The following is a 24,232-nucleotide window of genomic DNA, read 5'->3' as shown; positions in this document are numbered from 1 at the left end:
ATGCGCGGGCGTTATCAAAAAGAGATAAAGCGGCGTACGCCACTTTACCGAACTCGCACGTCGGTGCCCGGCGCAGCGTGCTGGCCGGGCCCATCCGCTTCAGCAATTCAGCGCGGCGCGACCGGTTGCGGGAACGGATCGGCCAGTCCGCAGCGCTGGATCTCGTACTTCGGCACCCGGTCGATGCGGTACTTCGCGAACCGCAGCGCGTTGCGCAGGTTGTGCCGGAAGCGCTCGAAGGTGAGCGGATCGCGAGAGGAGATCAGCAGCGCCCGGGTGTCCGGGCAGGACATCGCGGTACGTGCTTGGGTGACCCACTTCTCGTCCAGGTACCAGGGCATCCACGGCTTCTTGTCGACCATGCCGGTGTCCACGACGACCCAGTCCGGGTACAGGCTCTTGTCGTGCCCGATCCGGCCGTCGGCGAGCCGGTCGGTGTGCGCGGCCAGTGGGTAGGCCAGGCCCATCGGGTCGATCACGTGCACGTCCAGCGGAACGTTCATGCTGGTCATCCCCAGATTGAGGAAGTACACCGTGTGCCCGACGCCGCCGACGGGAATCGGCTGCGGCGGCGGAGCGATGTACCAGAACATGAACGACGGCGAGTTGAGCAGCAGACCACCGTTCGGGCTGGCCGCGATGTCGTTGACCATCGCGCGGACGCGCGGGTAGTCCAGGTAGTCCTCGGCCAGGACCGGATGGTCGTGACCGGTGTTGAGCACGTAGTAGACGCGCTCGTCCACGATGCCGGTCGAGGTGATCTTGGTACCGGTCTTGATGGCGGTGGTGCTCGCCGCGAACAGCGCCCAGCCCGCGGTGCCGACGAGCGCGACCGCGAGCACCGCGAAGGACCAATCGGCCGTGGTCGCGCGCACACCGCCCACAGGCACCCGGACCGGCAGCACCGCGACCGGGAGCAGGAACAGGAACAGCTGCGGAAGCAGCATCCGGCCGTGCATGAAGTCGCCGCCGACCCGCAGCGCGTACAACGTCAGCAGGAACCCGCTGACCAGGACCATGGTGACCACCGCGCCCGGCGACCGCAGCCAACTCCTGGCGCGGCCGACCGACCAGCCACCCGCCTCGTCGCGGTCGGCCTGCGCAGTCCGGCCCGCTCGCGCGCGGGCGGCGACCACACCGGCGGTCAGCAGCACCAGCAGCGGAACCCACAGGAAGTACGGGCCGACCAGATCCCAGAGGTAAGTGAAGCCCTGGCCCCATTTGGCGCCGCCCGCATCCTTCGCGACAGCGGTGTTCGGGTAGGGCAGGCCGTAGTACCCCATGCGCCAGATCTGATAGCCCATCGGGACCAGCCCGGCCACGGCGACGATCGCCGCACGCAGCACGATGGGGCGCAGCCCGCTTTCCGGCATCGGTGCCAGGAAGATCATCAACAGTGCGAAGGCGCCGACCAGCGTCATCTCGGGACGAATCAGCGGGCCGAGGCCGGCGAGGAAAACCAGGCCGAGCAGACCGGGCAGCCGAACCGATTTCGCCTGGCTCCATCGCATCAGTTGCCACCACAGCAGGCCGATCCAGCAGATCACCAGACCGCTCTCCAGTCCGGAGGTGACGTAATCACGGGCCGGGGGCAGCGCGATGTAGACCAGCACGCCCGCGGGCAGCAGCAGCCCGGCGCCGGTCCCGCCCCACAGCCGCGCCGAGCCGAGCATGGCGAACACGACCGCGGCCAGCGACACCGTGAGCGCGACACCGAGCACCACGTACTCGAGCCGCGCCTGGGTCAGCCAGCTGAAGAACCACACCAGATACGTCCACGCCGTGCTGGTATTCGCTTCGACGCGCTCACCCTTGTTGAAGACGGGGCCGTTGCCCGCCAGCAAGTTGCGCACGGTACGCAACACGATGAGACCGTCGTCGGCGATCCAGCGCCGCTGCCAGCCTCCGACCGCGAAAAGGACGACGGTGAGCGCGATCCCACCGACGAAAGTGGCTTTGGATAGGCGCGCGAAGCGCGACACAGAGCGCGCCGCCTCATCGGCCGGCCGCTCCCCCGCGTATTCCGTTCGCCCCGCTACCAGCATCTCGTCAGGTGAGATAGACAGCGACACCTACCGCTCCGATCCAGGCAATTGCGAGGAACTGCAGGACGCGGTCCCCCAGCGCGATCTCTTCGGGTTCACCGGCCTCGCCACCATCGACGTCGACCGCGTAACGCAGGATTGCGATGGTAAACGGGATCATCGAGATCGCGAACCACTCGGTGTCGTTCTTGCCGTCCTGCTCGAACGCCCACAGCCCGTAGAACACCACTACCGCTGTCGCGGCGAGCGTCCAGATGAAGCGCAGGTAGGTGGGGGTGTAGTACTCGAGCGACTTGCGGATCTTGGCCCCGGTGCCCAGCGCGATCTGCAGTTCGGCGTAACGCTTGCCCGCGGCCATGAACAGCGAACCGAAGGCCATGATCAGCAGGAACCACTGCGACAGCGGGATACTCGCCGCCGCGCCGCCCGCCACCGCGCGCAGCAGGAAGCCGGAGGACACGATGCAGATGTCCAGCACCGCTTGGTGCTTGAGGCCGAAGCAGTAACCCAGCTGGATGCCGATGTAGATCGTCATCACCACGGCCAGCTGCCACGACGCGAGGAACGAGCCCGCGACCGACCCGGCCAACAGCAGCGTCGAGAGCAGGTAGGCCAGGTTCACCGGGACGACGCCCGCGGCGATCGGCCGGAACCGTTTGGTCGGGTGGGCCCGGTCGGCCTCCACGTCGAGCGCGTCGTTGACCAGGTAGATGCCCGAGGCGGCCATGCAGAACACCACGAAGGCGACACCCACAGGCGCGAGCACGTCCACGTCGGCAGCCGTGCCCGCGGCCAGCGGCGCGGCCAGCACCAGGACGTTCTTGACCCACTGCCGCGGACGGACCGCCTTGAACAGACCACCGGCCAGCGTCTTGGGCGGGCCCTTGACAACGGCCTCGGCTAGGTCGGCGCCGGTCGGCTCTTCACTCATGTCAACCAAGGCTCTTTCTTGTCCGGTCACTATCAAGTCTCTTTTCGGCGGCAAGCAGGGCAGCGGCGGACGCGGCACCGAGCGCGGAACCGGCGAGCACGTCGGAGGGATAGTGCACCCCCAGGACCACTCGGGAAAGCAGCATCGGGGGAACGAGCACCGCAGGCAAGGGTAGCCCGGTCAATCTGCCGAGCAACACGGCCGCCGCCGTAGTCGAGGTCGCATGCGAGGACGGGAAACTCAGTTTGCTCGGCGTTCCGACGTTGACCTGCACCGACGGATCGTTCGGGCGCGGCCGCCGGACCACGCGCTTGATGACGATCGAGGCCGCGTGCGCGCCGACCGCGCCGACCGCGACACCGGCCCACTTGCGCCGCCGCGGCTTGTCCAGCAACCAGCCCGCTGCCGCGATGCCGACCCAGCCGAGCGCGTGCTCGCCGAAGTGCGACATGCCGCGCGCCGCGGACACCACCGCCGGCTTGCTCCCCAGGGCGGACTGCACGGCATTGATTATCGCGACCTCGGGCGGCGCCGCCGACGTCTGCGCTGGTTCCGCGTACACCGGGCCGCCGTGGCCGTTCGCGCTCTGCGGCGGCAGGTGCACCGCCGCGTCGTCGGCCGCGCTCGCTCCGAGACTCACTGCTGTCCATCCTTCGTGTCGATGCCGAAGACCTTCTCCCACGCCGCGGTGCTGGTCAGCTGCGGGTGGGCGGCGCGGTAGCGCTGCTGCATCTCCGGGAAGCGGGCCGCCAGCTCCTTGCGCAGGCGCATCGCCTCCTTGAACAAGCCGAGCGCCTGGCGCGGATCGCGCTTGCGGTAGACGACGCCCCTGCCGTCGGCCGTAGTGACGGTGACACCATCGACCTGGGAGAGCAAGAACCACCTGGCGTCCAGCGTCGGCACGTTCAGCTGCGGAGTCTCATGGTGCTCGGTGCGGGCGGGGCGGAAGTTGTGCACCACGCCCTTGGCCAGCCGGGCCACCTTGGCGATCGGGTTGGCGGGCTCGGCCACCGCGCCGACGCCGATGTGACTGGCCAGCGGCAGTTCGGTGGACGACGGCAGGATCACCGCGTCCGGGTACTGCTTGCGCAGTTCGTGCACCGCGCCCAAAGCGCTGGGCAGCAGCTGGAACAAACGCTCCGGCCCGGCGAGGAAGTCGCGGATGGCCAGGTTCTGGATCGCGACCGTCGAATACTCCAGGCAGAGCAGGTGTTTCAGGGTCGCTTTGACCGTGTTGACGACCATGCCGCGGCCGTTGCCCGGCAGGTGCAACGAGGCGACCACCAAGCGGTTGCGCAGATGGAAGTACGCCTGCCAGTCGATGGCGTCGTCTTTGTCGCTCCAGGCCATGTGCCACACGGCCGCGCCGGGCAGCGTGACGGTGGGATACCCGGCGGCACGGGCGCGCAGACCGTACTCCGCGTCGTCCCATTTCAGGAACAGCGGCAGCGGCTGGCCGAGTTCCTCGGCGACGCGGCGCGGGATGACGCAGGTCCACCAGCCGTTGAAATCGACGTCGATGCGCCGGTGCAGCAGCTTCGAGTTGTCCCGGTCCTTGAGCGGGTACTTGGAGAAGTCGTGGTCGTATTCGACGTTCGGCGCCGCGGTCCACATGAAGATGCCGCGGTCGACCACCTCGCCCATGACGTGCAGGTGTGAGCGCTCCTGCAGATTGAGCATCTGGCCGCCGACCAGCACCGGCGACTTGGCGAACCGGGCGAAGGCCAGCGCGCGCAGGATCGAGTCCGGCTCGATCTCGATGTCGTCGTCCATGTAGACGATGTACTCGGCGTCGGTGGTCTTCAGCGCCTCGTACATGACCCGGCTGTAGCCGCCGGAACCCCCGAGATTGGGCTGGTCGTGGATGGCCAGCCTGCCATCGAGCGCCGCGGCCGATTCCGCGAAACCGGGCTCGTCGACCACCTTCTTCGTGCCCTGGTCGGGGATGATGACGGCCTTGATCTTCTCCAGCACCAGCGGGTCCGAGCCGAGTGCGGCCAGGGTCTTCACCGCATCGGTGGGCCGGTTGAAGGTGGGCATGCCGACCGCGATGCTGCCTTCGCCGGGCGCCTCGACCGGCGCGTACCAGCCGCCGGACTGCAGCGTGACCGCCGTGTCGGTGGTGATGTCGAACCAGATCCAGCCGCCGTCCTCGAACGGGCCGAGGTCGGTCTCGAATTCCACGACCACCGAGTCGGCGCCGCTCGCGACCGCGAACTCCTTGCCCTGCACGTGGATGCGCGAGCCGTCGGCCTTGGACCGGTACACGTCGACCCGGCCATGGCCGGCCAGTTCCAGCCGGAGCACCACCGACGACAGGATGCTCCAGCGCCGCCAGTAGCTCGCGGGCAGCGCGTTGAAGTAGGTGCAGAACGAGACCTCGGACTCCGCGCCGATCGACAGCGAAGTGCGGGTGGTGGCATGCGCGCGCCTGGCGTTGGTGGCCGACTCCTCGACGTAGAGGGTGCGCACGTCCAGCGGTTCGCCGGGGCGGGGCAGGATGATGCGCTGTAGCAACGACTTCGCGCGGGTCTCGGTGGTTTGCTCTGCCAAGATGGATTGGGAGGTCATTCTGCTCCTATGCCTCCTGGTCGGTCACGAGCGCCGCGCCGTCTTCCAGGTGCGGGCGCAGCACGTTGTCGAACATGCTCAGCGCGCTGCCGATCGCCATGTGCATGTCCAGGTACCGGTAGGTGCCCAGCCGGCCGCCGAAGACGACTTTCGCGGTCGCGGTCTCGTTCTTGGCCAGCTCACGGTAGGCCAGCAGCTTCGCCCGGTCTTCCGGGGTGTTGATCGGGTAGTACGGCTCGTCGCCGGTCTGCGCGAACCGGGAGTACTCCCGCATGATCACGGTCTTGTCGCCTGGGTAGTCGCGCTCCGGGTGGAAGTGGCGCGGCTCGATGATGCGGGTGTAAGGCACGTCCGCGTCGTTGTAGTTCATCACCGAGGTGCCCTGGAAGTCGCCGACCGGCAGCACCTCGGTTTCGAAATCGATGGTGCGCCAGCCCAGCTCGCCCTCGCTGTAGTCGAAGTAGCGGTCCAGCGGGCCGGTGTAGATGACCGGCGCGTCCGGGTTCTCGGCGCGCAACTGGTCACGGACCTCGAACCAGTCGGTGTTCAGCCGGACCTCGATCAGGTCGGAGGCGGCCATGTTCTCCAGCCACTTCGTGTAGCCCTCGCGGGGCAGGCCCTCGTAGGCGTCGTTGAAGTAGCGGTTGTCGAAGGTGTAGCGGACCGGCAGGCGGGTGATGTTGCCCGCGGGCAGTTCCTTCGGGTCGGTCTGCCACTGCTTGGCGGTGTAGTCGCGCACGAACGCCTCGTAGAGCGGGCGGCCGATCAGCGAGATGGCCTTCTCCTCGAGGTTCTGCGCGTCCTTGGTCTCGATCTCCGACGCCTGCTCCGCGATCAGCTTGCGCGCTTCTTCCGGCGAGAAGTAGCGGCCGAAGAACTGGGAGACCAGACCCAGGCCCATCGGGAACTGGTAGGCCTGCCCCTTGTGCATCGCGAACACGCGGTGCTGGTAGCCGGTGAACTCGGTGAACTGCGTGACGTAGTCCCAGACCCGCTTGTTCGACGTGTGGAACAGGTGCGCGCCGTACTTGTGGATCTCGATCCCGGTTTCCGGATCCGGCTCGGAGTAGGCGTTGCCACCGATGTGGTGGCGGCGCTCGATCACCAGAACCCGTTTACCCAGCACGGTGGCGGCGCGTTCGGCAACGGTCAGCCCGAAGAATCCGGAGCCGACGACGATCAGATCGAACTGTGAGGCGGAATTGACGGAGTTACCCGGGGACGATGCGACGGTCACGGGAGCCCAGAGTATCGGAAGTCCCAGCCGTGTCCCGGCGGAGTCGGAACCTGTGCTGGGCAGCACTGCTGCCCGGCCTGGTTTCACGCCGGGGACCACCGAATTTCGCCGGATGTTTGCCGAAAGGGGTCGCTACGGCAACCGAGCTGATGTTCGCTGCACGGTCGGGCTGCGTGCCGCCGGTTCCCGCGTCACCTCCTGCGCCGATTCCGGCCTGATCAAGGGGCCTTGCCGCAACCGAGCGAGATCAGGCGGGAAAACCCACGTCGAGCTCGGCCTCGTCCCGCTCGGTGTAGAGCCGCCAGTAGTGGTCCCCGAGCTCGTCACTGCCGATCCGCATGATCTCGACTCCGTCGGGAACCAGCTCCGGGTGCTCGTCGACGAGCTGCGCGGCCTTACTTCCGTCGATCAGCGCACCGATATTGAGCAGCCCGACGTAGACGCCGGTGCCCTGGAGTTCGACCGCGAGCTGGCGCAGGTACCCGCGCTGCGCGGCGAGGACGACGCCGAAGTTGGCCAGATACGGCAACGGGTGGCGCTCGGAGGAACCCGAAGAGAACAGCAGCGCGCCGTCGCCTCGTTCCACCATGCCGGGCGCCAGCGCCCGCGTCACCAGGATCGGCGAGTGCAGCTTCAGCGCGATCGGAATATCCAGCGCCTGGACATCCACCTCCAGGGTGGACGGAGTCCGGGTGGCGATGTCGCCTGCCGCGCCGTGCATCGCCACGTCGATCGGGCCGAAGGTCGCCTCGATCTTCTCGATCACGCCCGTGACCTGCGCCGCGTCGGTGACGTCCGCGGGGAAGGCGGCGGCTTCGATGCTCTCGGCGGTCAGCTCGTCCGCATGCCGCCGCGCTTTGCCCGGATCGCGCCCGATCACGGCCACCCGGAATCCTTCGCGTCCGAATCGGCGTCCGGTTCCGACGCCGAGACCGGGTCCGTACCCGAAGATCGCGATGGTCTTGGACATTTCCGCTCCTGGTTAAGTTGAGGGGTGGTTCAAGTTCGACCCGACGATCGCACTAACTTGAACCTATGCTCAATTTATTTCGGTCGCCCGATTTGTAGGATCGGGCCGTGGACAAACCGTTACGGAGCGACGCCCAACGCAACCGGGACGCTCTCGTGACCGCCGCCCGCGCCCTCTTCGAGGAACGCGGCCTCGACGCGCCGCTGAAGGAAATCGCCGCACGGGCCGGGGTCGCCATCGGCACGCTCTACAACCGCTTCGCCACCCGCGACGACCTCATCGCAGCCGCCGTCGAAGACCGGATCGAGGCGGGTAGTCGCATCGCCGAAGACGCGCTGGCCATCGATGACCCGTGGGAGTCGTTCGTCTACTTGGTGGAACAGGTCTGCGCGCTGCAAGCCGCCGACCGCCTGCTCAGCGAGCTCGCCGTCCGCGCGGCTCCCAGCCGCGCCATCGCGCAAGCCCAGGAGTACGGCCACGGCCTGATGCGGCGGATCATCGCTCGGGCACAGGAGGCCGGGGTACTGCGCCCCGACTGGGTGCTCGAGGACATCGCTTTCATCACCTGGTCGCACACCAGGATCGTGGAGGCGACCAGCCACGTCGCCCCCGAAGCCTGGCGCCGCCACCTCGCCTTGGTGCTCGACGGCTTGCGCGCGGAGGCGGCCCATCCGCTCCCGGTTCCCCCGATCACCGAAGACCAACTGATGAGCGCCCTCGGACGTGCGTCCTCCAGCGACGATCGATCCTGACGGCGTTCGCGCTCCCCCCATGGCACTCCGGCGACGATCCAGGCGCGGTGGCGACTGCGCCGCCCCGGTCCAGGCGAAGTCCGTCCCGCACAGGGAAATCCATAGCGTCCAACGGCGACGGCCGGTACGCATTCTCCGCGTACCAGCCGTCGGTCAGGTGCGATCTACAGGTTCCGCTCGGCGTAGACCTCCATCCCGTCGCGCACGAATTCCGCGGTGCCCGCGCCGTGCACGTCGTAGTTCACCGCGAAACGCGGGTCAGCGACGTACATCTCGCCCAGGCCGATGAAGGCTTCCTTCACCACCGGCCGTCCCTGCCAGCCGACGCCGATCCAGTCGTAGTGGCGCTGGACGATGGCCTGCACCTCGTCGCTGTCCACCGCGACCCCGGCCGCGTGCGCACGGCCGTAGTCCGCGGCGATATCGAGATGGGTCTGCTGGAAGGCCTTCTTGTCCGCGTCGGACATCGAGCGCCACCAGCGGTCGCCGCTCTCGTAGGCCTCCTTGCCCCAGCGTTCGATCACCTCGTCCTTGTACTTCGTGTGGTCGAAGCCGTCGAAAACTTCTGCTGCCACGAGTTGTTCACCTCTTTCCGTCTTGTGCAGCGTGGTTTGCACCGACTCGATCTGGCGCCGGATCCGATCCTGTTCCTGCCGGAGCAAGTCCAGGTGCGTGCGCAGCGCGGCGGCGGTGTCCTGTTCTCCGGCAAGAACTTCGGCGATGACCGGCAGGCCGAGGCCGAGTTCCCGCAGCAGCAGGATGCGTTGCAGCCGCACGAGGGAGTCCTGGTCGTAGTAGCGATACCCGTTGGCGCCGATCCGGCTGGGCGGCAACAGCCCGAGCTGCCCGTAGTGGCGCAGCGTGCGACTGGTGGTACCGGCCGCCTTCGCCAGATCCTGGATGGACCATTCCCCGGTGACCATGGTCATGACCGCGTTCTCCCTTCTTGTCTCGTCGGTGCAACCAGCATGCAAGTTGACGTTACGTCAAGGTCAAGGCCTATTCGCCGCGATTCCGGCAGTCAGCGCGGCGCCCGAGCCGGACTCGGCCGAGACGGGGGGTTCGACGGGGCGGACCGCGACCTTCGGAGCACCTACCGCCTGGCCGAGCAGGGTCCCGCCCAGCGCGATCACCATGCCGAGCACCTGTAGCGCGGTGAGCGCCTGCCCGAGCGCGACCCACCCGATCATCGCGGCGGACACCGGGCTGAGCAAGCCGAGGAAGGCCACCGAAGTGGCCGGCACCCGCGCGATGCCGCGGAACCAGAGCCAGTAGGCCACCGCCGTCCCGACCACGCCGAGGTAGAGGTAACCGCCGACGGCTTCGGCGTCCAGCGCCGGAGGAGCGCCCTCCACGAGCAGCGCCAACGGCGCGATGAACACGCCGCCCGCGGTGAGCTGCCAGCCGGTCATGGCCAGCGGGCCGACGTCATCGGGGCGCCCCCACTTCTTCGTCAGCACGGTGCCCGCGGCCATGGAAGCCGCGCCCGCGAGACCGGCGAGCACACCCACGGTGTCGAGTTGCGCGTTGGCACGCAGCACGACGAGCGCGACGCCGACCACGCCGACCACGCCGGCGAGCAGCCTGCGGCCGCCGGGCTTTTCGCTCAGCGCGACGGTCGCGATGACGAGCGCGAAGACCGGCGCGACGGCGCCGAGCACGCCCGCGACACCACCGGGCAGCCGGTAGGCGGCCAGGAACAGCAGCGGGAAGAACGCTCCGATATTGAGGATGCCGAGCACCGCCGCGCGGCCGATCCACCTTCCGCGGGGCAGGACCCGGGTCAGGGCGAGCAGCGCGAGCCCCGCGGGCAACGCGCGCATGAGTGCGGTGAACAGCGGACGGTCCGGCGGCAGGAATTCAGTGGTGACGGCGTAGGTGGAACCCCAGACGATCGGGGTGAGCGCGGTGAGCGCCAAAGTGCCCGCGACCGAGGCGTCGGCCGGCCCGGCGGTGCGTGTCGTCATGTCTGACTCCTCATTGATAATCTCAACATTGAGATATCTACTCCACCTGTTGCCTCAGCGTCAAGTAGATGAACATTGAGATTCTTTGCGTAGAGAGGAGTTCGATGTCGGACGCGGTGGACCTGTTCGTGGCGCACTGGCACCGGGAGCGGCCCGAGGTCGACGTCTCGCCGATGCTCGTGCTGGGCCGGATTCAGCGGCTGGCACGGCTGGTCGAACAGGACCTCAAACGCTTCTTCGGCGAATTCGGCCTGGAATTCTGGGAATTCGACGTGCTGGCCACGCTGCGCCGGTCCGGCGGCGCCGACGGACTCACCGCGGGAGCGCTGATCAAGGTCGCCATGGTGACCTCCGGTGCGATCACCAACCGCATCGACCGGCTGGCGGCCAAGGGCCTCGTCGAGCGCAAGCCCTGCCCGGAAGACCGCAGGGCAATCCGGGTCCGGCTCACCGAGCAGGGCCGGGCACTGATCGATGATTTGCTGCCCCGGCACATGGCGAACGAACAGCGTTTGCTCGCTGCACTGGATATTTCGTCCCGCGAGCAGCTGGCGGACCTGCTGCGCGCCCTCGCCGAGTCACTGGGTGACACACCGCCGGAGTGATTCCGCCGATCTCACGCAGCGCAGCCGTTCGGTCGAAGACGGGCCGCGTGCCGCGATCGGTGACGCGTCGCCGAACCGCTCCTTCTCCCAGGCGGTGGGTATCGTACGGCCACGACTCCGGCAGGGTGCGGCCACACCCGCGTCCGTGGAGGAGCAACACATCCGCGAGCGAAGCCCCGAACGAGCCTCTCGCGGCGGCCTTGCCTTGCCATCGGCTGGGCAGAGTCGAGGGCCGGACTGCTACTCGGCAGCTGGCAAGGCGACAGACGGAATCGAACCGCCAGGCGCCGCATCTCCAGACGGAACGGAGGCAGCAGGCGCGGTATCACCAGGCGGAACCGCACGGGCGGAGGGTGTGGACACAGCGTGTGGAACGGCATTCACGGGCGGCACTGATGCAGCAGGCGAAGTCGGGGCTGTCGCCGGGTGCGCAGCAGCACCAGGCGAAACCGCACCACCAGACGGAGGCGCAGCACCAGGCGAAACCGCGCCACCAGACGGAGGCGCAGCACCAGACGGAGGTGCACCCGCAGCAGGGGGCACACCGCCAGATGAATGCGAAGCGTCAGCGCTGGGCGCATCGGCAGCCTGTGCGGTGGACGGAATCGCCTGTGCACCAGGAGCATCCGGCACCAACTGCAACAGCGTCGTGAAGTCCACCACCTGGGCACCGAGCGTCGGCGTCGCGATGATGACGCCGTTGGTGTAGAGCCGGTAGGTGCCCGCCTGTTGCGGCAGGAGCATCTCCGGGCCGATCGGCGTGCCGACCGCGCTGGTCGCGCCGCCGATCCGGCGGTACTCCGCAGCGATCACGGATTCCGCGCCGGAGGTCTGCCCGGACGAATCCTCGGGCGGCGTGGCGGCGAGCAACTCGCGCGGTGCGGAGCCGACGTCGAAGGTGTAGATATCCGCGGGTTCTCCACCGTCGGGCGCTGCGGAGTACTCCGTGCGCAGGATCCGGCCATCCCGCAGCAACACCCGGCCCGCGGTGGCGGCGACAGCCGCGGCCGCCCGCGGATCCTCCCTCGCCGTGCCGGGGTACTCCTGGCAGTCGGTGGTGTCACAGGTCTGCGCGTACGGATAACGCTGCTCGGCCAGTGCGTACGAGCGTGCCGCGATCGCCTGCGCCCGCAGTGCCTCGGCCGCGCCTTTGTCCGCCCAGTTGGCCTGCACCTCGGCCGGGACCACGCCGAGCAGATAGTCCTCGACGTCCACCTGGTTGACCGTGCGGGGCACGCCGTCCTCGGCGCTGACACCGAGCGCGCCGCGATACGCAGGTCCCCCGCACAGCGTGAGATGTTCGGCCGCAGGACGATTCGGCCGGGGATCGAGCGGGCGGATCCACGGGTCGTCGGTCGCCGCCTGCCACAGCACCTCCCCGTCGCAGCCGGCCGTCACGACGACGTTCGCGCCGCCGCCGGGCAACGGCGTCAGATGCACCACGTGACCGGGTGCCACCTCGCGGCCCGCCACCCGCAAACCAGCGGCGGCAAAGGCGTCCAGGGACAAGCCGTCCCGCGTCATGAGGCGAACCCGGAGCGCGGTGGGCGCGACGGTGGCGAGCACCGCGCCGGGGTAATAGTGCGTGAGAATGCGTTCGGCCACCCACCCGTTCCGTGCGCTCTCGAACGCGCCGACCTGGCTCATGCCGCGCCCATGTCCCGGGCCGGCCACCGTTCGATATGGCGCGTCACCCGGCCAGCCGGACAGCACGAACACGGCGCCGGTGAGCAGCGCGGCTCCACCGACCGACACCCGGCGCGGCGTCGACCACACGAGCGTCCCCCGACCCCGCACTGCGCGGGATTCGGCACCGCGGATGGTTCGCACCACGCCTTTCGCCGACCTCCGCACTCCTGTATTCCGGTGCATCGCTTCACTCCCACGCTTTCCAGGACCGGCGATTCGATACCGGTCGGCATGTCGTTCCCCCGCCGGTCACAATCCGAGAGCTACATTCAAGCAAACATAATTCTCAAGTATAGGTTTAGACTGTGACAATTGTGGCTATTGTGATCATTGATACATCAGGTAGTAACGCCGAATTGCTCATGTTCACCGGTTCGACCTGATTGGAGACGCTCGTGCGGTACCGCAAACCGAAACGTTCTTACGTGCTCCCGGTTGTCACCACCCTCGCGGTCGCGGCGCCGCTCGTCACGCTCACACTCAGCGATTCGACCGACTACCAGGCAACCAACGACAGCGGACCGGCCGCCGTACCGGCCCGGCTCGCCGAGGTCGCGCTCACCAAAGCACCCGACATCGTGCTGCCGCTCCGCGAACTCACCGGATTGGACCTGCCTGATCTGCGCCTTTCCGACCTGCGCATGCTGCCGATTCCGGAATCCATTCCGGTGCCGGACGGACTACCGCTACCACCCGGCGTGCAGCTACCCGAACGAATACCGATACCCGGAATAGCTCCCGGTCAAACTTCCGTTCCAGAGATAATCCCAGGTCAGACGTCCAACAGCCCGAATTCGCCCGCTCCGGTGAATGCCGAACGCGCACCGGGCAGCGTGCGCTTCATCGCAGACCCCGACCGGCTCGAGCCCGGCACCACTCCCGACACTCCGGCGCTATCGCCCGGCGCCGTGACCCCCGAACTGATGAGCCAAGTGGGGGCGCAGGTGAAAGAACTTTCCCGCGACACCCCCTTCAGCATGGTCGCGCTCACCGCCAAGGAACTGGCGAACACCAAGGCCACGATCCGAGCCCGGCAACCCGACGGCACCTGGGGGCCTTGGTACGACACCGAACCGGTCGACACCCATCGCACCGACCGCTCCGGCCCGGGCGCGACGAACGGCACCGAGCCGATCTACGTCGGCAACACGAACGCGGTCCAGGTGCTGGTCACACGGAACCAAGCCTCGGCGCCGCAGGTTGAGCCGGTGGCACAGCCCGCTGCGATCGCGGACGACCCCGCCCAGCAGACCGACCCCCACACCGCCGACCCCGCCCAACCGCTCGATCCCAGTCCCGGCGAACCTGCGCACCCCGCATCCGACGATGTCGCCCAGCAGACCACCGACCTGACCGCCGTACTCATCGATCCCGGCCGCGGCACGATCGACGATTCGCTGTACAACGTGGCCGCGGCACTGCCCGGCGGCGGGCCGCCGGTCATCACACGGGCCCAGTGGGGCGCGGACGAATCGATCCGCTGCGACGAGCCGACCTACGACGACGGCCTCGGCGGCGTCACCGTGCACCACACCGCTGGTCGTAACGACTACAGCAAGTCCGAGTCGGCCGGGATCATGCGCGCGATCTACACCTACCACGCGAAAACGTTGGGCTGGTGCGACATCGGATACAACGCGCTGGTCGACAAGTACGGCCAGGTCTTCGAAGGACGCTTCGGCGGCCTGGACCGGCCGGTGCAGGGCGCGCACGCAGGCGGATTCAACGAGAACACCTCCGGTGTCGCGCTGATGGGCGACTACGAATCCACGCAACCGACGCAGGAATCGATCGACGCGATCGGCGCTTTCGTTGGCTGGCGCACCAAGGTCGCCGGGCTGGATCCCAAGGGTTACACCACGATGTACTCCGAGGGGACGTCGTTCACCCCGTTCGCGCACGGTGCGGCCGTGCGGTTGCCGATCGTCTTCGCGCATCGCGATGTCGGTAACACCAGCTGCCCCGGCGAAGCCGCGTATGCGTTGATGGACCGGATCCGCGACATCGCCGCCGGTGCGCCCGGCGCCTACCACCGTTCGACCGCGCCGAGCACCGATGTGGCGGCCCTCGCCGAGCTGACCACCAAATTGCTGAACATGGTGCACGACAACATCATCGCCAGGCACTGGTCGCTGTCGGGCGGACCGAACGGACCGCTCGGCGCCGCGCAGTCGGAGGTACTGCCCGCCGCGCAAGGCCAGCAGTACGCGAAGTTCACCAACGGCTACGTCTACTCCGTGCCGGACGGCGGAGTCGTCGAGGTGCTCGGCACCATCCGGGACCGCTTCCTGCAACTCGGCGCCGACGCAGGCATCCTCGGACTCCCGCTGCACAACGCCTACCCCGTCCCCGACGGCCTGCGCGCCGACTTCCAGCACGGCTCACTGATCCTCAACCAGCTCACCGGCATCGTCACCACCGTGTGGAAGACCTACGACGACACCTACCGGGCGGAACTGAACCGAAACAGCCCGGTCGCGGCAGACCCGGGGGCCTTCGGCCAACCATGACGTTCCGACCCGGCATCCACCGAGTCACCATGCGCCGCAAGTCAGCTCACACCCACCAGCGTTCGAGGACCCGGGCGACTCCGTCATCGGTGTTGGATTCGGCGATCTCGTCGGCGGCCGCGATGGCTTCGGGGTGGGCATTGCGCATCGCGACCCCGTGACCGGCCATGGTGAGCATGGGCACGTCGTTGGGCATGTCGCCGAAGGCGACGACGGTGGCGGCGTCCACGCCGAGACGCTGAGCGACCACCGCGAGACCCGAGGCTTTGGTGATGCCGGGCGCGGACAGTTCGATGAGGCCGTGCTCGGTCGAGTAGGTGATGTCGGCGCGCTCCCCGATCAGTGGAGCGAGCACCGTGCGCATATCCGAGCTGCGCGCGCCGGGTAGCCGGATGAGCATCTTGATGGCCGGTGCGTCGATGACCTCCTCGCGGGCGACCGAGGTGTCGTCCGGGTTGAGCCAGGCGTGCTCGTACTGCGGCGAGCTGACGAATTGCGGCGTCACCGCGTCGTGCGCGCTCTCGCCCACCCGTTCCGCCGCGAGACCGCAGCCGGGCAGCGCCCGCTCGGCGACATCGGCGAGCCAGGCCAGCGTCGCCACGTCCAACGTCTGGCTGGCCAGCACCCGATCGGCGGCGCTGTCGTAGATCACCGCGCCGTTGCCGCACACGCACAGCGGCGCATAGCCCAAGCCCTCGACGACCGGCGCGATCCAGCGCGGCGGACGGCCCGTGGCCAGCACGAACGGCACACCGTCCGCGATCAGCGCCCCCACCGCGGCCTTGGTCCGCGCGGTGACCCGCTCGTCGTGATCGATGAGCGTGCCGTCCACATCGGTGGCGACCATCTTCGGCTTGGGCAGGTGCAAGGGCCTCACCTCTTCCATCCTGCCGGACAACCCCTGGCCACCGCCCGGCCCGTCGCCGGATCGGGATCGGACATGCCCGAACGTCGCGTGGCACGCGCGCAGGCAAGCACGTCCTTATGATCGGGGGCTAATACCGACGCTGGCTCGTCCAGCCGAAAGACCAGAGGACTGATGACCGGCTTCCTGCTACGACGCGCGCTCAACTATGTCGTGCTGTTGCTGCTGGCTTCGTTCCTGACGTTCAGCCTGGCGTCCCTGACGTTCCGGCCCCTGGACAGTCTCGAACAACGCAACCCGCGACCGCCGCAGGCAGTGATCGACGCCAAGGCCGAGGAACTGCACCTCAACGATCCGATTCCACAGCGGTACCTCACCTGGGTCAAGGGCATCCCGCAGGGCGATTTCGGCACCACGTTGGCGGGTCAGCCGGTGAGCGCGGAACTGCCGCGGCGGGTGGCGGTAAGTCTGCGGTTGCTGGTCGTCGGCTCGCTGGTCGGTACCGTGCTCGGGGTTCTGATCGGCGCGGCGGGGGCGATCCGGCAGTACAAATTCAGCGACTACTTCACCACGGTGGTGTCGCTGCTGGTCTTGAGCACGCCGGTGTTCCTGCTCGCGACGCTGCTGAAATACGGTGCGCTGGAGGTCAATTCGGTCAGTGGCGAGCAGATCTTCCTCTACACCGGCGAGACGTCGGCCACCAGGATCGAGGGCTTCTGGGCACAACTGCTCGACCGTGTCCAGCACCTGATCCTGCCCACGACCGCCCTGGCGCTCGGCGCCATGGCAGGCTACAGCCGCTACCAGCGCAACGCCATGCTCGACGTGCTGCAGAGCGATTTCATCCGCACCGCCCGCGCCAAGGGCCTCACCCGCAGCAGAGCGCTGTACAAACACGGCCTGCGTACCGCATTGATCCCGATGGCGACGCTGTTCGCCTACAGCCTCGGCGGCCTGATCACGGGCGCGACGTTCACCGAGAAGATCTTCGGCTGGCACGGTGTCGGCGAATGGCTGGTCGATTCGATCAATGCCCAGGATCTGTACGTGGTGGTGACGGTGACCGCGTTCGCGGGCTTGGTCGTGCTGGTTTCCGGCCTGCTCTCCGACATCGTGTACGCGATTCTCGACCCCAGGGTGCGTGTGGGATGAGCAGCAGGCCCGTAGCAGGCAGCCCGCGTAACCACGTAGGGCCCGCGAATCCCACCATGGGGGCAGCATGACCGAAGCCGAGATCATCGTCCAAGGCGCTCCCGAAGTCACCGCGACCGGACGGCGCAAGCTGGTCCTGCGACGCTTCCTGCGCAACAAACCGGCCGTCGCCGGCGGCATTGTTCTGATCCTGCTGTTCGTCGCCAGCTTCGCGCTCCCGCCCGTGCTGCCGTACGACTACCAGCAGTTGGACTACACCGCGCTGCTCCAGCCGCCGAGCCTGGACCATCCGTTCGGCACGACTCAGATCGGCCAGGACGTGCTCGCGCAAACCCTGCGCGGCCTGCAGAAATCCTTGATCATCGGCCTCTGCGTCGCGCTGTTCTCCACCGCGATCGCGGCGACCGCCGGTTCGCTGGCCGGGCTGCTCGGCGGCTGGACCGACCGCGCGATCATGTGGCTGGTCGACCTGCTGCTCGTGGTCCCGAGCTTCATCATCATCGCGCTGTTCGCGCCGCGCACCAAGGGCAGCGGATCCATTCTGCTGTTGATCATCCTGCTGTCCTGCTTCGGCTGGATGATCTCCGCGCGGATCGTGCGCGGCCTGACACTGAGCCTGCGCGATCGCGAATTCGTCCGCGCCGCACGGTATATGGGCGCGCCCACCCGCACGGTGATCCTCAGCCACATCATCCCGAACATCGCCTCGATCCTGATCATCGACACCACGCTCACCGTCGGCTCGGCGATCATGGCCGAAACGGGGCTGAGCTTCCTGGGATTCGGCGTGCAGCCGCCGGACGTGTCGCTCGGCTCGCTGATCGCGACGGGCACCAAGTCGGCGCTGACCTATCCGTGGCTGTTCCTGTTCGCGGGTGGTCTGTTGATCCTCACCGTGCTGTGCGCGAACCTGGTCGGCGACGGACTGCGCGACGCGTTCGATCCCGGCGCCAAGCGAGCGCGGTCGAAGAAGAAGGCGAAAGCATGACCCACTCGACCGCACCGCTGCTGGAGATCACCGATCTGCGCGTCTCCTTCCCCAGCGAGGAGGGCCGGATCGACGCGGTCCGCGGGGTCACCTACACGGTGTCCGACGGTGAAGTGCTCGCCGTCGTCGGCGAATCCGGCTCGGGCAAGTCGGTGTCCTCGCTGGCGGTGATGGGGTTGCTGCCGGAGCAGGCGCGGATCACGGGCTCCATCCGGTTCCGCGGCCGCGAGCTGATCGGGCTCGGCGACCGGCAGTTGTCCCAGCTGCGCGGCAGTTCCATCAGCATGGTGTTCCAGGACCCGCTGTCCGCGCTCACGCCGGTCTACCGGGTGGGCGACCAGATCGCGGAAGCCCTGCTGGCGCACGGCAAGATGAGCAAGTCCGAGGCCGCGAAGCGGGCGGTGGAACTGCTCGACCTGGTCGGCATCCCCGACCCGGAGGTGCGGGCCAAGGCGTTCCCACACGAATTCTCCGGCGGCCAGCGCCAGCGGGTGGTCATCGCGATGGCGATCGCCAACGATCCGGCGCTGATCATCTGCGACGAGCCCACCACGGCGCTCGACGTGACGGTGCAGAAGCAGATCCTCAACCTGTTGCGCAAAGCGCGGGACATCACCGGTGCTGGCGTCATCATGATCACCCACGACATGGGCATCGCCGCCACGCTGGCCGACCGCGTCGCCGTGATGTACGCGGGCCGGATCGTCGAGACCGCCGCCACCACGGAGCTGTTCAACGCGCCGCGGATGCCCTACACCGTGGGACTGCTCGGCTCGATTCCGCGGATGGACGGTCCCCCGCGCCGTCCGCTGATCCCGATCGTCGGTGCGCCGCCCGCCATGCACGCGCTGCCGCCGGGCTGCACGTTCGCGCCGCGCTGCCCGGTCGCGATCGATGAGTGCAGGGCCGCCGAACCGCCTCTGGAGCCGACCGACCCCGGGCACTCCGCCGCCTGCATCCGGACCACCGAGGTCGGCACGGACGCGCTGTTCGAGGCATACCGCAGCGAGATTTCCGAGCCGGAGGCCGAGGCCGAGGTCGAGGTCGAGGTCGAGGTCGAGGTGGTGCTGCGGGTCTCCGACCTGGTCAAGGTCTTCCCGATCACCTCCGGTGTGGTGCTGCGCCGCCGCACGGGCGAGATCAGGGCGGTCGACGGCATCAGCTTCGAGGTGCGGGCCGGACGAACCTTGGCGCTGGTCGGCGAGTCCGGCTCAGGGAAGTCCACCACGCTCACCCAGATTCTCGATCTGGTTCGCCCCCAGGCGGGCAGCATCGAGATCATGGGCAGCGACGTCGCGTCGCTGAGCAAGGCGCGGCGGCGGGAGATCCGCAGGAAGATGCAGATCGTCTTCCAGGACCCCACCGCCTCGCTCGACCCGCGCCTGCCGATCTTCGACGCACTCGCCGAGCCATTACGGATCGACGGGCGTTCGCGGGCCGAGATCGCCCGCCGGGTCCCGGAATTGCTCGAGCAGGTCGGGCTGCGCCCGGAACACGCCGACCGCTACCCCGCCGACTTCTCCGGCGGCCAGAAGCAGCGCATCAGCATCGCCCGCGCGCTCGCACTGGATCCGGAGTTGCTCGTGCTGGACGAGCCGGTGTCCTCGCTGGACGTCTCGATCCAAGCGGGTGTGCTGAATCTGCTGCGCGATCTGCAGACCGAGCGCGGACTGTCCTACCTGTTCGTCTCACACGACCTCTCGGTGGTCCGGAATCTGGCCCACGACATCGCGGTCATGTACCGCGGCAAGATCGTCGAATATGGCTCCGCCGACCAGATATTCGCGGCGCCGGCGCACGAGTACACGCGTGCGCTGATCGATGCCGTGCCGGTACCGGCGGTCAGCCGCTAGGAAGGACAGCGCGATGCGGATCCGATCGACCCGAAGCCGCACCAGGCCGCGCCCGGCGCGCTGGGCGGCTCCGCTCGTCGCGCTCGGACTCGTGGTCGCGGGCTGCGGCGCGGACGACGCCGAATCGGCGAAGGGTCTGTCCGACGCGCTCGGCACTACCAGCGACATCAATCCGCGACATCCGGATGAGCTGCGCGAGGGCGGCAACCTGCGCCTGGCCACCACCTCGTTCCCGGCGAACTGGAACACGCTGTCCAACGATGGGCACGAAGGCGAGATCGGCGACATCGAGCGCCCCTTGATGCCACGCGCATTCGACACCGACGCCGCGGGGCAGCTCACCGTCGACAAGGACTACTTCACCGACGTCCAGCTGACCGGTACCGACCCGCAGCAGGTCACCTACACCATCAATCCGAAGGCCGTCTGGTCCGACGGCACCGCGATCACCTGGGAAGACATCCGCTCCCAGGCCAACGCGCTCAGCGGCGCCGACAAACGCTTCCTGATCGCCATCACCAGCGGCTTCGACCGAGTGGAGAAGGTCGAGCGCGGCGTCGACGACCGGCAGGCGATCATCACGTTCAAGCAGCACTACGCCGAATGGCGCGGCCAGTTCGCCGGGAACATGGCGCTGTTCCCCAAGTCGGTGACCGCGGATCCCGACTCGTTCAACCACAGCCTGGTCGACCACATAGGACCCACCGCGGGCCCGTTCCTGGTTCAGTCCACCGATCGTACCCAGGGCCGCATCGTGCTGGCCCGCAACCCGAACTGGTGGGGCGACAAGCCGAAGCTGGACACCATCACCTATAGCGTGCTCGACCGCGCGGCCTGGGTGGGCGCGCTGCAGAACAACGAACTCGACGCGGTGCAACTGAGCACGATCGATGACGTCAAGACCGTGCGCAACACCTCCGGGCTGGTGGTCCGCCGGGCGCCGGGCAATCGCTGGCGGCACATCACGTTCAACGGCGCGCCCGGTTCCATCCTCGCCGATCCGAAGCTGCGCGTGGCCATCTCCAAGGCCATCGACCGCCATGGCATCGCCGCCGCCACTCAGAATGGCCTGGTGGAGAACCCGAAACCGCTGAACAACCACATCTTCCTGCAAGGCCAGGAGGGCTACCGGGACAACAGCCTCGGCTACGACCCCGCGGCCGCGGCGAAGGAACTCGACGATCTGGGCTGGAAGCGGGTCGGCGACGTCCGCGAGAAGGACGGCCGCAAGCTGGTCATCCGCGACGTCATGTACAACGACCCCACCTGGGTGCAGATCGCGCAGATCATCCAGCAGAACCTGGCCGCGATCGGCGTCGGGCTGGTGATCGACACCAAGCCGGGTGCGGGCTACTTCACCGACGTGATCCAGCCCGGTGATTTCGACGCCGCCCAGTTCATCTTCGCCGGCGACGCGTTCCCCCTCAGCAGCATCCCGCAGATCTACGCCTACCACCCCGACGACCTGCAGGGTAACTACGGACGCATAGGCTCGCCGGAGCTGAACGCCCTGATCGACCGCACCCTGTCGGAGCTGGATCCGGCGAAGGCCATCGAACTCGCCAACCAAGTCGACCGCGCGGTCTTCGAGGAGGGCCACTCGCTGCCGTTGACTCAGTCCGAAGGAAACTTCGGTATTCGCGCCGACATCGCCAACTACGGGTCCCCCGGGCTCGCCTCATACGACTACACCAGAATTGGTTTCCTGAAGTAGACACGCAGCAGCGCTGCGGGAAGGAGCGAACCATGCGGATTCGTTCACTGACGACACGACTGGCGATTGCCGCTGTCGCGATCGGATTGGTGGCCTCCGGGTGTAGTTCGGACGACGAGGGCGCGCCCGCCGGCTCCGCCGCCGAGCTCGGCACCACCAACGACATCAACCCGCACGATGTCAGCGAGCTGCGCGACGGTGGCAACCTGCGCTTGGCGATCTCGTCGTTCCCCGCGAACTGGAACAGCTTGTCCAACGACGGGAACGACGCCGAGACCGGCGCGCTCGAGCGGCCGATGATGCCGCGCGCCTTCCGGACCAACGCGGCGGGCGAGCTTTCGATCAACACCGACTACTTCACCGACGTCCAACTGACGAACACCAATCCGCAGCAGGTGACCTACACGATCAATCCCAAGGCCGTTTGGTCCGACGGCACCCCGATCGCCTGGGAAGACATCCAGTCCCAGGCCAACGCGCTCAGCGGCGCCGACAAGGCGTTCCTGATCGCCAACAACAGCGGGTTCGATCGGGTCGAGAAGGTCGAGCGCGGCGTCGACGACCGGCAGGCGATCATCACGTTCAAGCAGCACTACGCCGAATGGCGCGGGCAGTTCGCGGGCAACACCTTCCTGTTCCCCAAGTCCGTCACCGCTACCCCTGAGGCATTCAACAAGAGCCTCGTCGACGGCATCGTGCTGACCGCGGGACCGTTCCTCGTGCAGTCCACCGACCGGGCGCAGGGGCGGATCGTGCTCGGCCGCAACCCCAAGTGGTGGGGCGACACCCCGAAGCTCGACACGATCACCTTCAGCGTGCTCGATTCGTCGGCTCAATTGCCCGCGTTGCAGAACAACGAGATCGACGCGGTGGGCCTCGGCACCAGGGACGAACTGCGGACCGCACGGAACACGCCGGGCATCGCCATTCGCCGGGCGCCGGGCAACAGCTGGAACCACTTCACCTTCAACGGCGCTCCCGGCTCCATCCTGGCCGACCAGAAGTTGCGCGTGGCCATCTCGAAGGCGATCGACCGGCAGGGCATCGTAACGGCCATCCAGAACGGCCTGGTGGAGAACCCGAAACCGCTGAACAACCACATCTTCATCCAGGGGCAGAAGGGCTACCAGGACAACAGCCTCGGCTTCGACCCGGCCGCCGCGGCCAAGGAGCTCGACGACTTGGGCTGGAAGCTGGTCGGCGACGTCCGCGAGAAGGACGGCCGCAAACTGGAGATCCGCGATGTCATGTACCAGGACGACACCTGGGTGCAGATCGCGCAGATCATCCAGCAGAACCTGGCCGCGATCGGCGTCAAACTGAACATCGAAACCAAGCCGGGCAAGGGCTTCTTCACCGATGTGATCCAGCCGGGCAATTTCGACGTCGCGCAGTGGACCTGGGTGGGTGACCCGTTCCCGCTCGGCAGCCTCAACCAGATCTACGGCTACAATCCGAACGACCTGCAGGGCAACTACGGTCGCATCGGCTCGCCGGAACTGAACGCGCTGATCGAGCAGACGGTGTCCGAACTCGACCCGGAGAAGGCGATCGAGCTGGCCAACCAGGTGGATCGCAAGGTATTCGAGGAGGGTCACTCGCTGCCGCTGATGCAGTCGGCGGGCAATGTCGGGGTGCGCGCCGACTTGGCGAACTACGGCGCCGCCGGACTCGCGTCCTTGGACTACACGAAAATCGGTTTCTTGAAGTGAGTTTCGGATCGGGCCACCCGCTGGCCTATCCACTCGCTGTGACGATCGGCGCCCTCGCGGTCTGTGCCGCTTGGGCGCCGTTCGGCACTCTGGACCAAGTGGCGGCGATCGCGGCGGTCGTGCTCGGCATTCTCGGGTACACGGGGTATCGGCTCGGGGTCGCGCATGGCCTGCTTCCGTTCTGGCGTCCGGGTTCCGCTCGGACCGTGCGGGTCACCCGCGTCTGCCAGCAGCACCGCCTGGTCAGCCGTTCCTGGTTGCAGGTCGGCGGAACCGGCCGCCCGCGCTGGCTTCCGGTCTACTTCGACCCGGTGCTGACTACCCTCACCGAAACCGAGGCCGAGGTGACCGACCGCACGATTCACCTTGCCGGAAAACGCTTCTACCCTTCCGGCCGCATCCGCGACGTCGAACCACCGGGCCGCTTGATCGACAACCCCAGCCGCCCCGACCCCGACGCACCCACCCATACCGCGGCGGCCACTCGGCCGCGCCGCCGCCTCCTGCTCGACGCCCAATCCAGCGTCGCCGCCCCCTTCGCGGCCCTTCTGTGGGTCTACATCGACGGCGGCGGCCTGCCCGCCTTCCTGGCCGCCACCACCATCGCCGCCGCTGCCACCGTCTGGCTCTCCGCGATCCGCGGCTCCGACCCCACCTGAGGTCCCACCAAC

At 67.7% G+C, this 24,232-nt stretch carries 19 protein-coding genes; 9 read left to right on the top strand and 10 right to left on the bottom strand.

Features of this window, described 5'->3' with window-relative positions; all coding sequences use genetic code 11:
• Window positions 1–107 precede the first annotated feature (107 nt).
• The 6 genes from zomB to AB0M45_RS05165 all read right to left on the bottom strand — a co-directional run bounded on the left by zomB (window position 108) and on the right by AB0M45_RS05165 (window position 7,754).
• Window positions 108–2,045, bottom strand: coding sequence for a flagellar motor control protein ZomB (gene zomB, locus AB0M45_RS05190; protein WP_364323105.1), 1,938 nt, complete (start codon window positions 2,043–2,045; stop codon window positions 108–110).
• A 4-nt stretch (window positions 2,046–2,049) separates the two neighbouring features.
• On the bottom strand, window positions 2,050–2,976 hold the full coding sequence (locus AB0M45_RS05185) for a decaprenyl-phosphate phosphoribosyltransferase (protein WP_364323041.1): 927 nt from the start codon (window positions 2,974–2,976) through the stop codon (window positions 2,050–2,052).
• Between the two features lies 1 nt (window position 2,977).
• The gene (locus tag AB0M45_RS05180) at window positions 2,978–3,538 is read right to left on the bottom strand and encodes a phosphatase PAP2 family protein (RefSeq protein ID WP_364323103.1); all 561 of its coding nucleotides are present in this window, start codon (window positions 3,536–3,538) and stop codon (window positions 2,978–2,980) included.
• A 74-nt stretch (window positions 3,539–3,612) separates the two neighbouring features.
• Complete coding sequence (locus AB0M45_RS05175; RefSeq protein WP_364323039.1) at window positions 3,613–5,547, bottom strand: glycosyltransferase; 1,935 nt, start codon at window positions 5,545–5,547, stop codon at window positions 3,613–3,615.
• A gap of 7 nt (window positions 5,548–5,554) precedes the next feature.
• A complete protein-coding gene (gene glf, locus AB0M45_RS05170) occupies window positions 5,555–6,784 on the bottom strand; it encodes a UDP-galactopyranose mutase (RefSeq protein WP_364323037.1) in 1,230 nt (409 codons plus the stop codon).
• Window positions 6,785–7,031: 247 nt separating this feature from the next.
• Window positions 7,032–7,754 (bottom strand): SDR family oxidoreductase, encoded by a 723-nt coding sequence (locus AB0M45_RS05165; protein ID WP_364323035.1) that lies wholly within the window; start codon window positions 7,752–7,754, stop codon window positions 7,032–7,034.
• A 107-nt stretch (window positions 7,755–7,861) separates the two neighbouring features.
• Between AB0M45_RS05165 and AB0M45_RS05160 the strand changes: the two genes are divergently transcribed.
• Window positions 7,862–8,506: a helix-turn-helix domain-containing protein gene (locus tag AB0M45_RS05160; protein ID WP_364323032.1), complete on the top strand. Its 645-nt coding sequence runs from the start codon at window positions 7,862–7,864 to the stop codon at window positions 8,504–8,506.
• A gap of 164 nt (window positions 8,507–8,670) precedes the next feature.
• Here AB0M45_RS05160 and AB0M45_RS05155 read toward each other — a convergent pair whose 3' ends face one another.
• Window positions 8,671–9,429, bottom strand: a complete 759-nt coding sequence (locus tag AB0M45_RS05155) for a MerR family transcriptional regulator (protein WP_364323100.1) — start codon at window positions 9,427–9,429, stop codon at window positions 8,671–8,673.
• Window positions 9,430–9,498: 69 nt separating this feature from the next.
• Window positions 9,499–10,473 carry an EamA family transporter gene (locus AB0M45_RS05150; RefSeq protein ID WP_364323029.1) on the bottom strand — a complete coding sequence of 325 codons (975 nt, stop codon included), beginning with the start codon at window positions 10,471–10,473 and terminating at the stop codon, window positions 9,499–9,501.
• 104 nt (window positions 10,474–10,577) lie between these two features.
• Here AB0M45_RS05150 and AB0M45_RS05145 point away from each other — a divergent pair, with 104 nt between their 5' ends.
• On the top strand, window positions 10,578–11,078 hold the full coding sequence (locus AB0M45_RS05145; protein ID WP_364323026.1) for a MarR family transcriptional regulator: 501 nt from the start codon (window positions 10,578–10,580) through the stop codon (window positions 11,076–11,078).
• A 240-nt stretch (window positions 11,079–11,318) separates the two neighbouring features.
• Here AB0M45_RS05145 and AB0M45_RS05140 read toward each other — a convergent pair whose 3' ends face one another.
• The gene (locus AB0M45_RS05140) at window positions 11,319–12,833 is read right to left on the bottom strand and encodes a SpoIID/LytB domain-containing protein (RefSeq protein WP_364323024.1); all 1,515 of its coding nucleotides are present in this window, start codon (window positions 12,831–12,833) and stop codon (window positions 11,319–11,321) included.
• A 359-nt stretch (window positions 12,834–13,192) separates the two neighbouring features.
• Here AB0M45_RS05140 and AB0M45_RS05135 point away from each other — a divergent pair, with 359 nt between their 5' ends.
• Entirely contained in the window at window positions 13,193–15,277 is a 2,085-nt protein-coding gene (locus AB0M45_RS05135; RefSeq protein ID WP_364323022.1) for an N-acetylmuramoyl-L-alanine amidase, read from the top strand.
• Window positions 15,278–15,323: 46 nt separating this feature from the next.
• Here the strand turns inward: AB0M45_RS05135 and AB0M45_RS05130 are convergent, their stop codons facing one another.
• Complete coding sequence (locus AB0M45_RS05130) at window positions 15,324–16,163, bottom strand: HAD family hydrolase (protein WP_364323019.1); 840 nt, start codon at window positions 16,161–16,163, stop codon at window positions 15,324–15,326.
• A gap of 153 nt (window positions 16,164–16,316) precedes the next feature.
• On the opposite strand from AB0M45_RS05130, the gene AB0M45_RS05125 reads away from it, so the two are divergent.
• The 6 genes from AB0M45_RS05125 to AB0M45_RS05100 all read left to right on the top strand — a co-directional run bounded on the left by AB0M45_RS05125 (window position 16,317) and on the right by AB0M45_RS05100 (window position 24,220).
• Window positions 16,317–17,294: an ABC transporter permease gene (locus AB0M45_RS05125; RefSeq protein WP_364323016.1), complete on the top strand. Its 978-nt coding sequence runs from the start codon at window positions 16,317–16,319 to the stop codon at window positions 17,292–17,294.
• 67 nt (window positions 17,295–17,361) lie between these two features.
• The gene (locus AB0M45_RS05120) at window positions 17,362–18,282 is read left to right on the top strand and encodes an ABC transporter permease (protein ID WP_364323013.1); all 921 of its coding nucleotides are present in this window, start codon (window positions 17,362–17,364) and stop codon (window positions 18,280–18,282) included.
• Window positions 18,279–20,135, top strand: coding sequence for an ABC transporter ATP-binding protein (locus AB0M45_RS05115; RefSeq protein WP_364323011.1), 1,857 nt, complete (start codon window positions 18,279–18,281; stop codon window positions 20,133–20,135). The genes AB0M45_RS05120 and AB0M45_RS05115 overlap by 4 nt, the downstream gene beginning before the upstream one ends.
• 13 nt (window positions 20,136–20,148) lie before the next feature.
• Window positions 20,149–21,849 (top strand): ABC transporter family substrate-binding protein, encoded by a 1,701-nt coding sequence (locus AB0M45_RS05110; RefSeq protein ID WP_364323009.1) that lies wholly within the window; start codon window positions 20,149–20,151, stop codon window positions 21,847–21,849.
• 32 nt (window positions 21,850–21,881) lie between these two features.
• Window positions 21,882–23,561, top strand: a complete 1,680-nt coding sequence (locus AB0M45_RS05105; RefSeq protein ID WP_364323006.1) for an ABC transporter family substrate-binding protein — start codon at window positions 21,882–21,884, stop codon at window positions 23,559–23,561.
• On the top strand, window positions 23,558–24,220 hold the full coding sequence (locus AB0M45_RS05100; protein WP_364323004.1) for a hypothetical protein: 663 nt from the start codon (window positions 23,558–23,560) through the stop codon (window positions 24,218–24,220). The genes AB0M45_RS05105 and AB0M45_RS05100 overlap by 4 nt, the downstream gene beginning before the upstream one ends.
• Window positions 24,221–24,232: the final 12 nt, after the last annotated feature.

Source organism: Nocardia sp. NPDC051787 (assembly GCF_040681325.1).
GTDB lineage: Bacteria > Actinomycetota > Actinomycetes > Mycobacteriales > Mycobacteriaceae > Nocardia.
The sequence above is the reverse complement of the archived record's forward strand: the minus strand, read 5'-3'. Positions and strand labels throughout refer to the sequence as shown.

Bases quoted from the DNA above. Each gene is read 5' to 3' on its own strand.
- AB0M45_RS05120 (WP_364323013.1), top strand. From the start codon at position 17,362: ATGACCGAAGCCGAGATCATCGTCCAAGGCGCTCCCGAAGTCACCGCG.
- AB0M45_RS05185 (WP_364323041.1), bottom strand. From the start codon at position 2,976: ATGAGTGAAGAGCCGACCGGCGCCGACCTAGCCGAGGCCGTTGTCAAG.
- AB0M45_RS05105 (WP_364323006.1), top strand. From the start codon at position 21,882: ATGCGGATTCGTTCACTGACGACACGACTGGCGATTGCCGCTGTCGCG.
- AB0M45_RS05155 (WP_364323100.1), bottom strand. From the start codon at position 9,429: ATGGTCACCGGGGAATGGTCCATCCAGGATCTGGCGAAGGCGGCCGGT.
- AB0M45_RS05150 (WP_364323029.1), bottom strand. From the start codon at position 10,473: ATGACGACACGCACCGCCGGGCCGGCCGACGCCTCGGTCGCGGGCACT.
- AB0M45_RS05165 (WP_364323035.1), bottom strand. From the start codon at position 7,754: ATGTCCAAGACCATCGCGATCTTCGGGTACGGACCCGGTCTCGGCGTC.
- zomB (WP_364323105.1), bottom strand. From the start codon at position 2,045: ATGCTGGTAGCGGGGCGAACGGAATACGCGGGGGAGCGGCCGGCCGAT.
- AB0M45_RS05125 (WP_364323016.1), top strand. From the start codon at position 16,317: ATGACCGGCTTCCTGCTACGACGCGCGCTCAACTATGTCGTGCTGTTG.
- AB0M45_RS05115 (WP_364323011.1), top strand. From the start codon at position 18,279: ATGACCCACTCGACCGCACCGCTGCTGGAGATCACCGATCTGCGCGTC.
- AB0M45_RS05130 (WP_364323019.1), bottom strand. From the start codon at position 16,163: ATGGAAGAGGTGAGGCCCTTGCACCTGCCCAAGCCGAAGATGGTCGCC.
- AB0M45_RS05110 (WP_364323009.1), top strand. From the start codon at position 20,149: ATGCGGATCCGATCGACCCGAAGCCGCACCAGGCCGCGCCCGGCGCGC.
- AB0M45_RS05175 (WP_364323039.1), bottom strand. From the start codon at position 5,547: ATGACCTCCCAATCCATCTTGGCAGAGCAAACCACCGAGACCCGCGCG.
- AB0M45_RS05145 (WP_364323026.1), top strand. From the start codon at position 10,578: ATGTCGGACGCGGTGGACCTGTTCGTGGCGCACTGGCACCGGGAGCGG.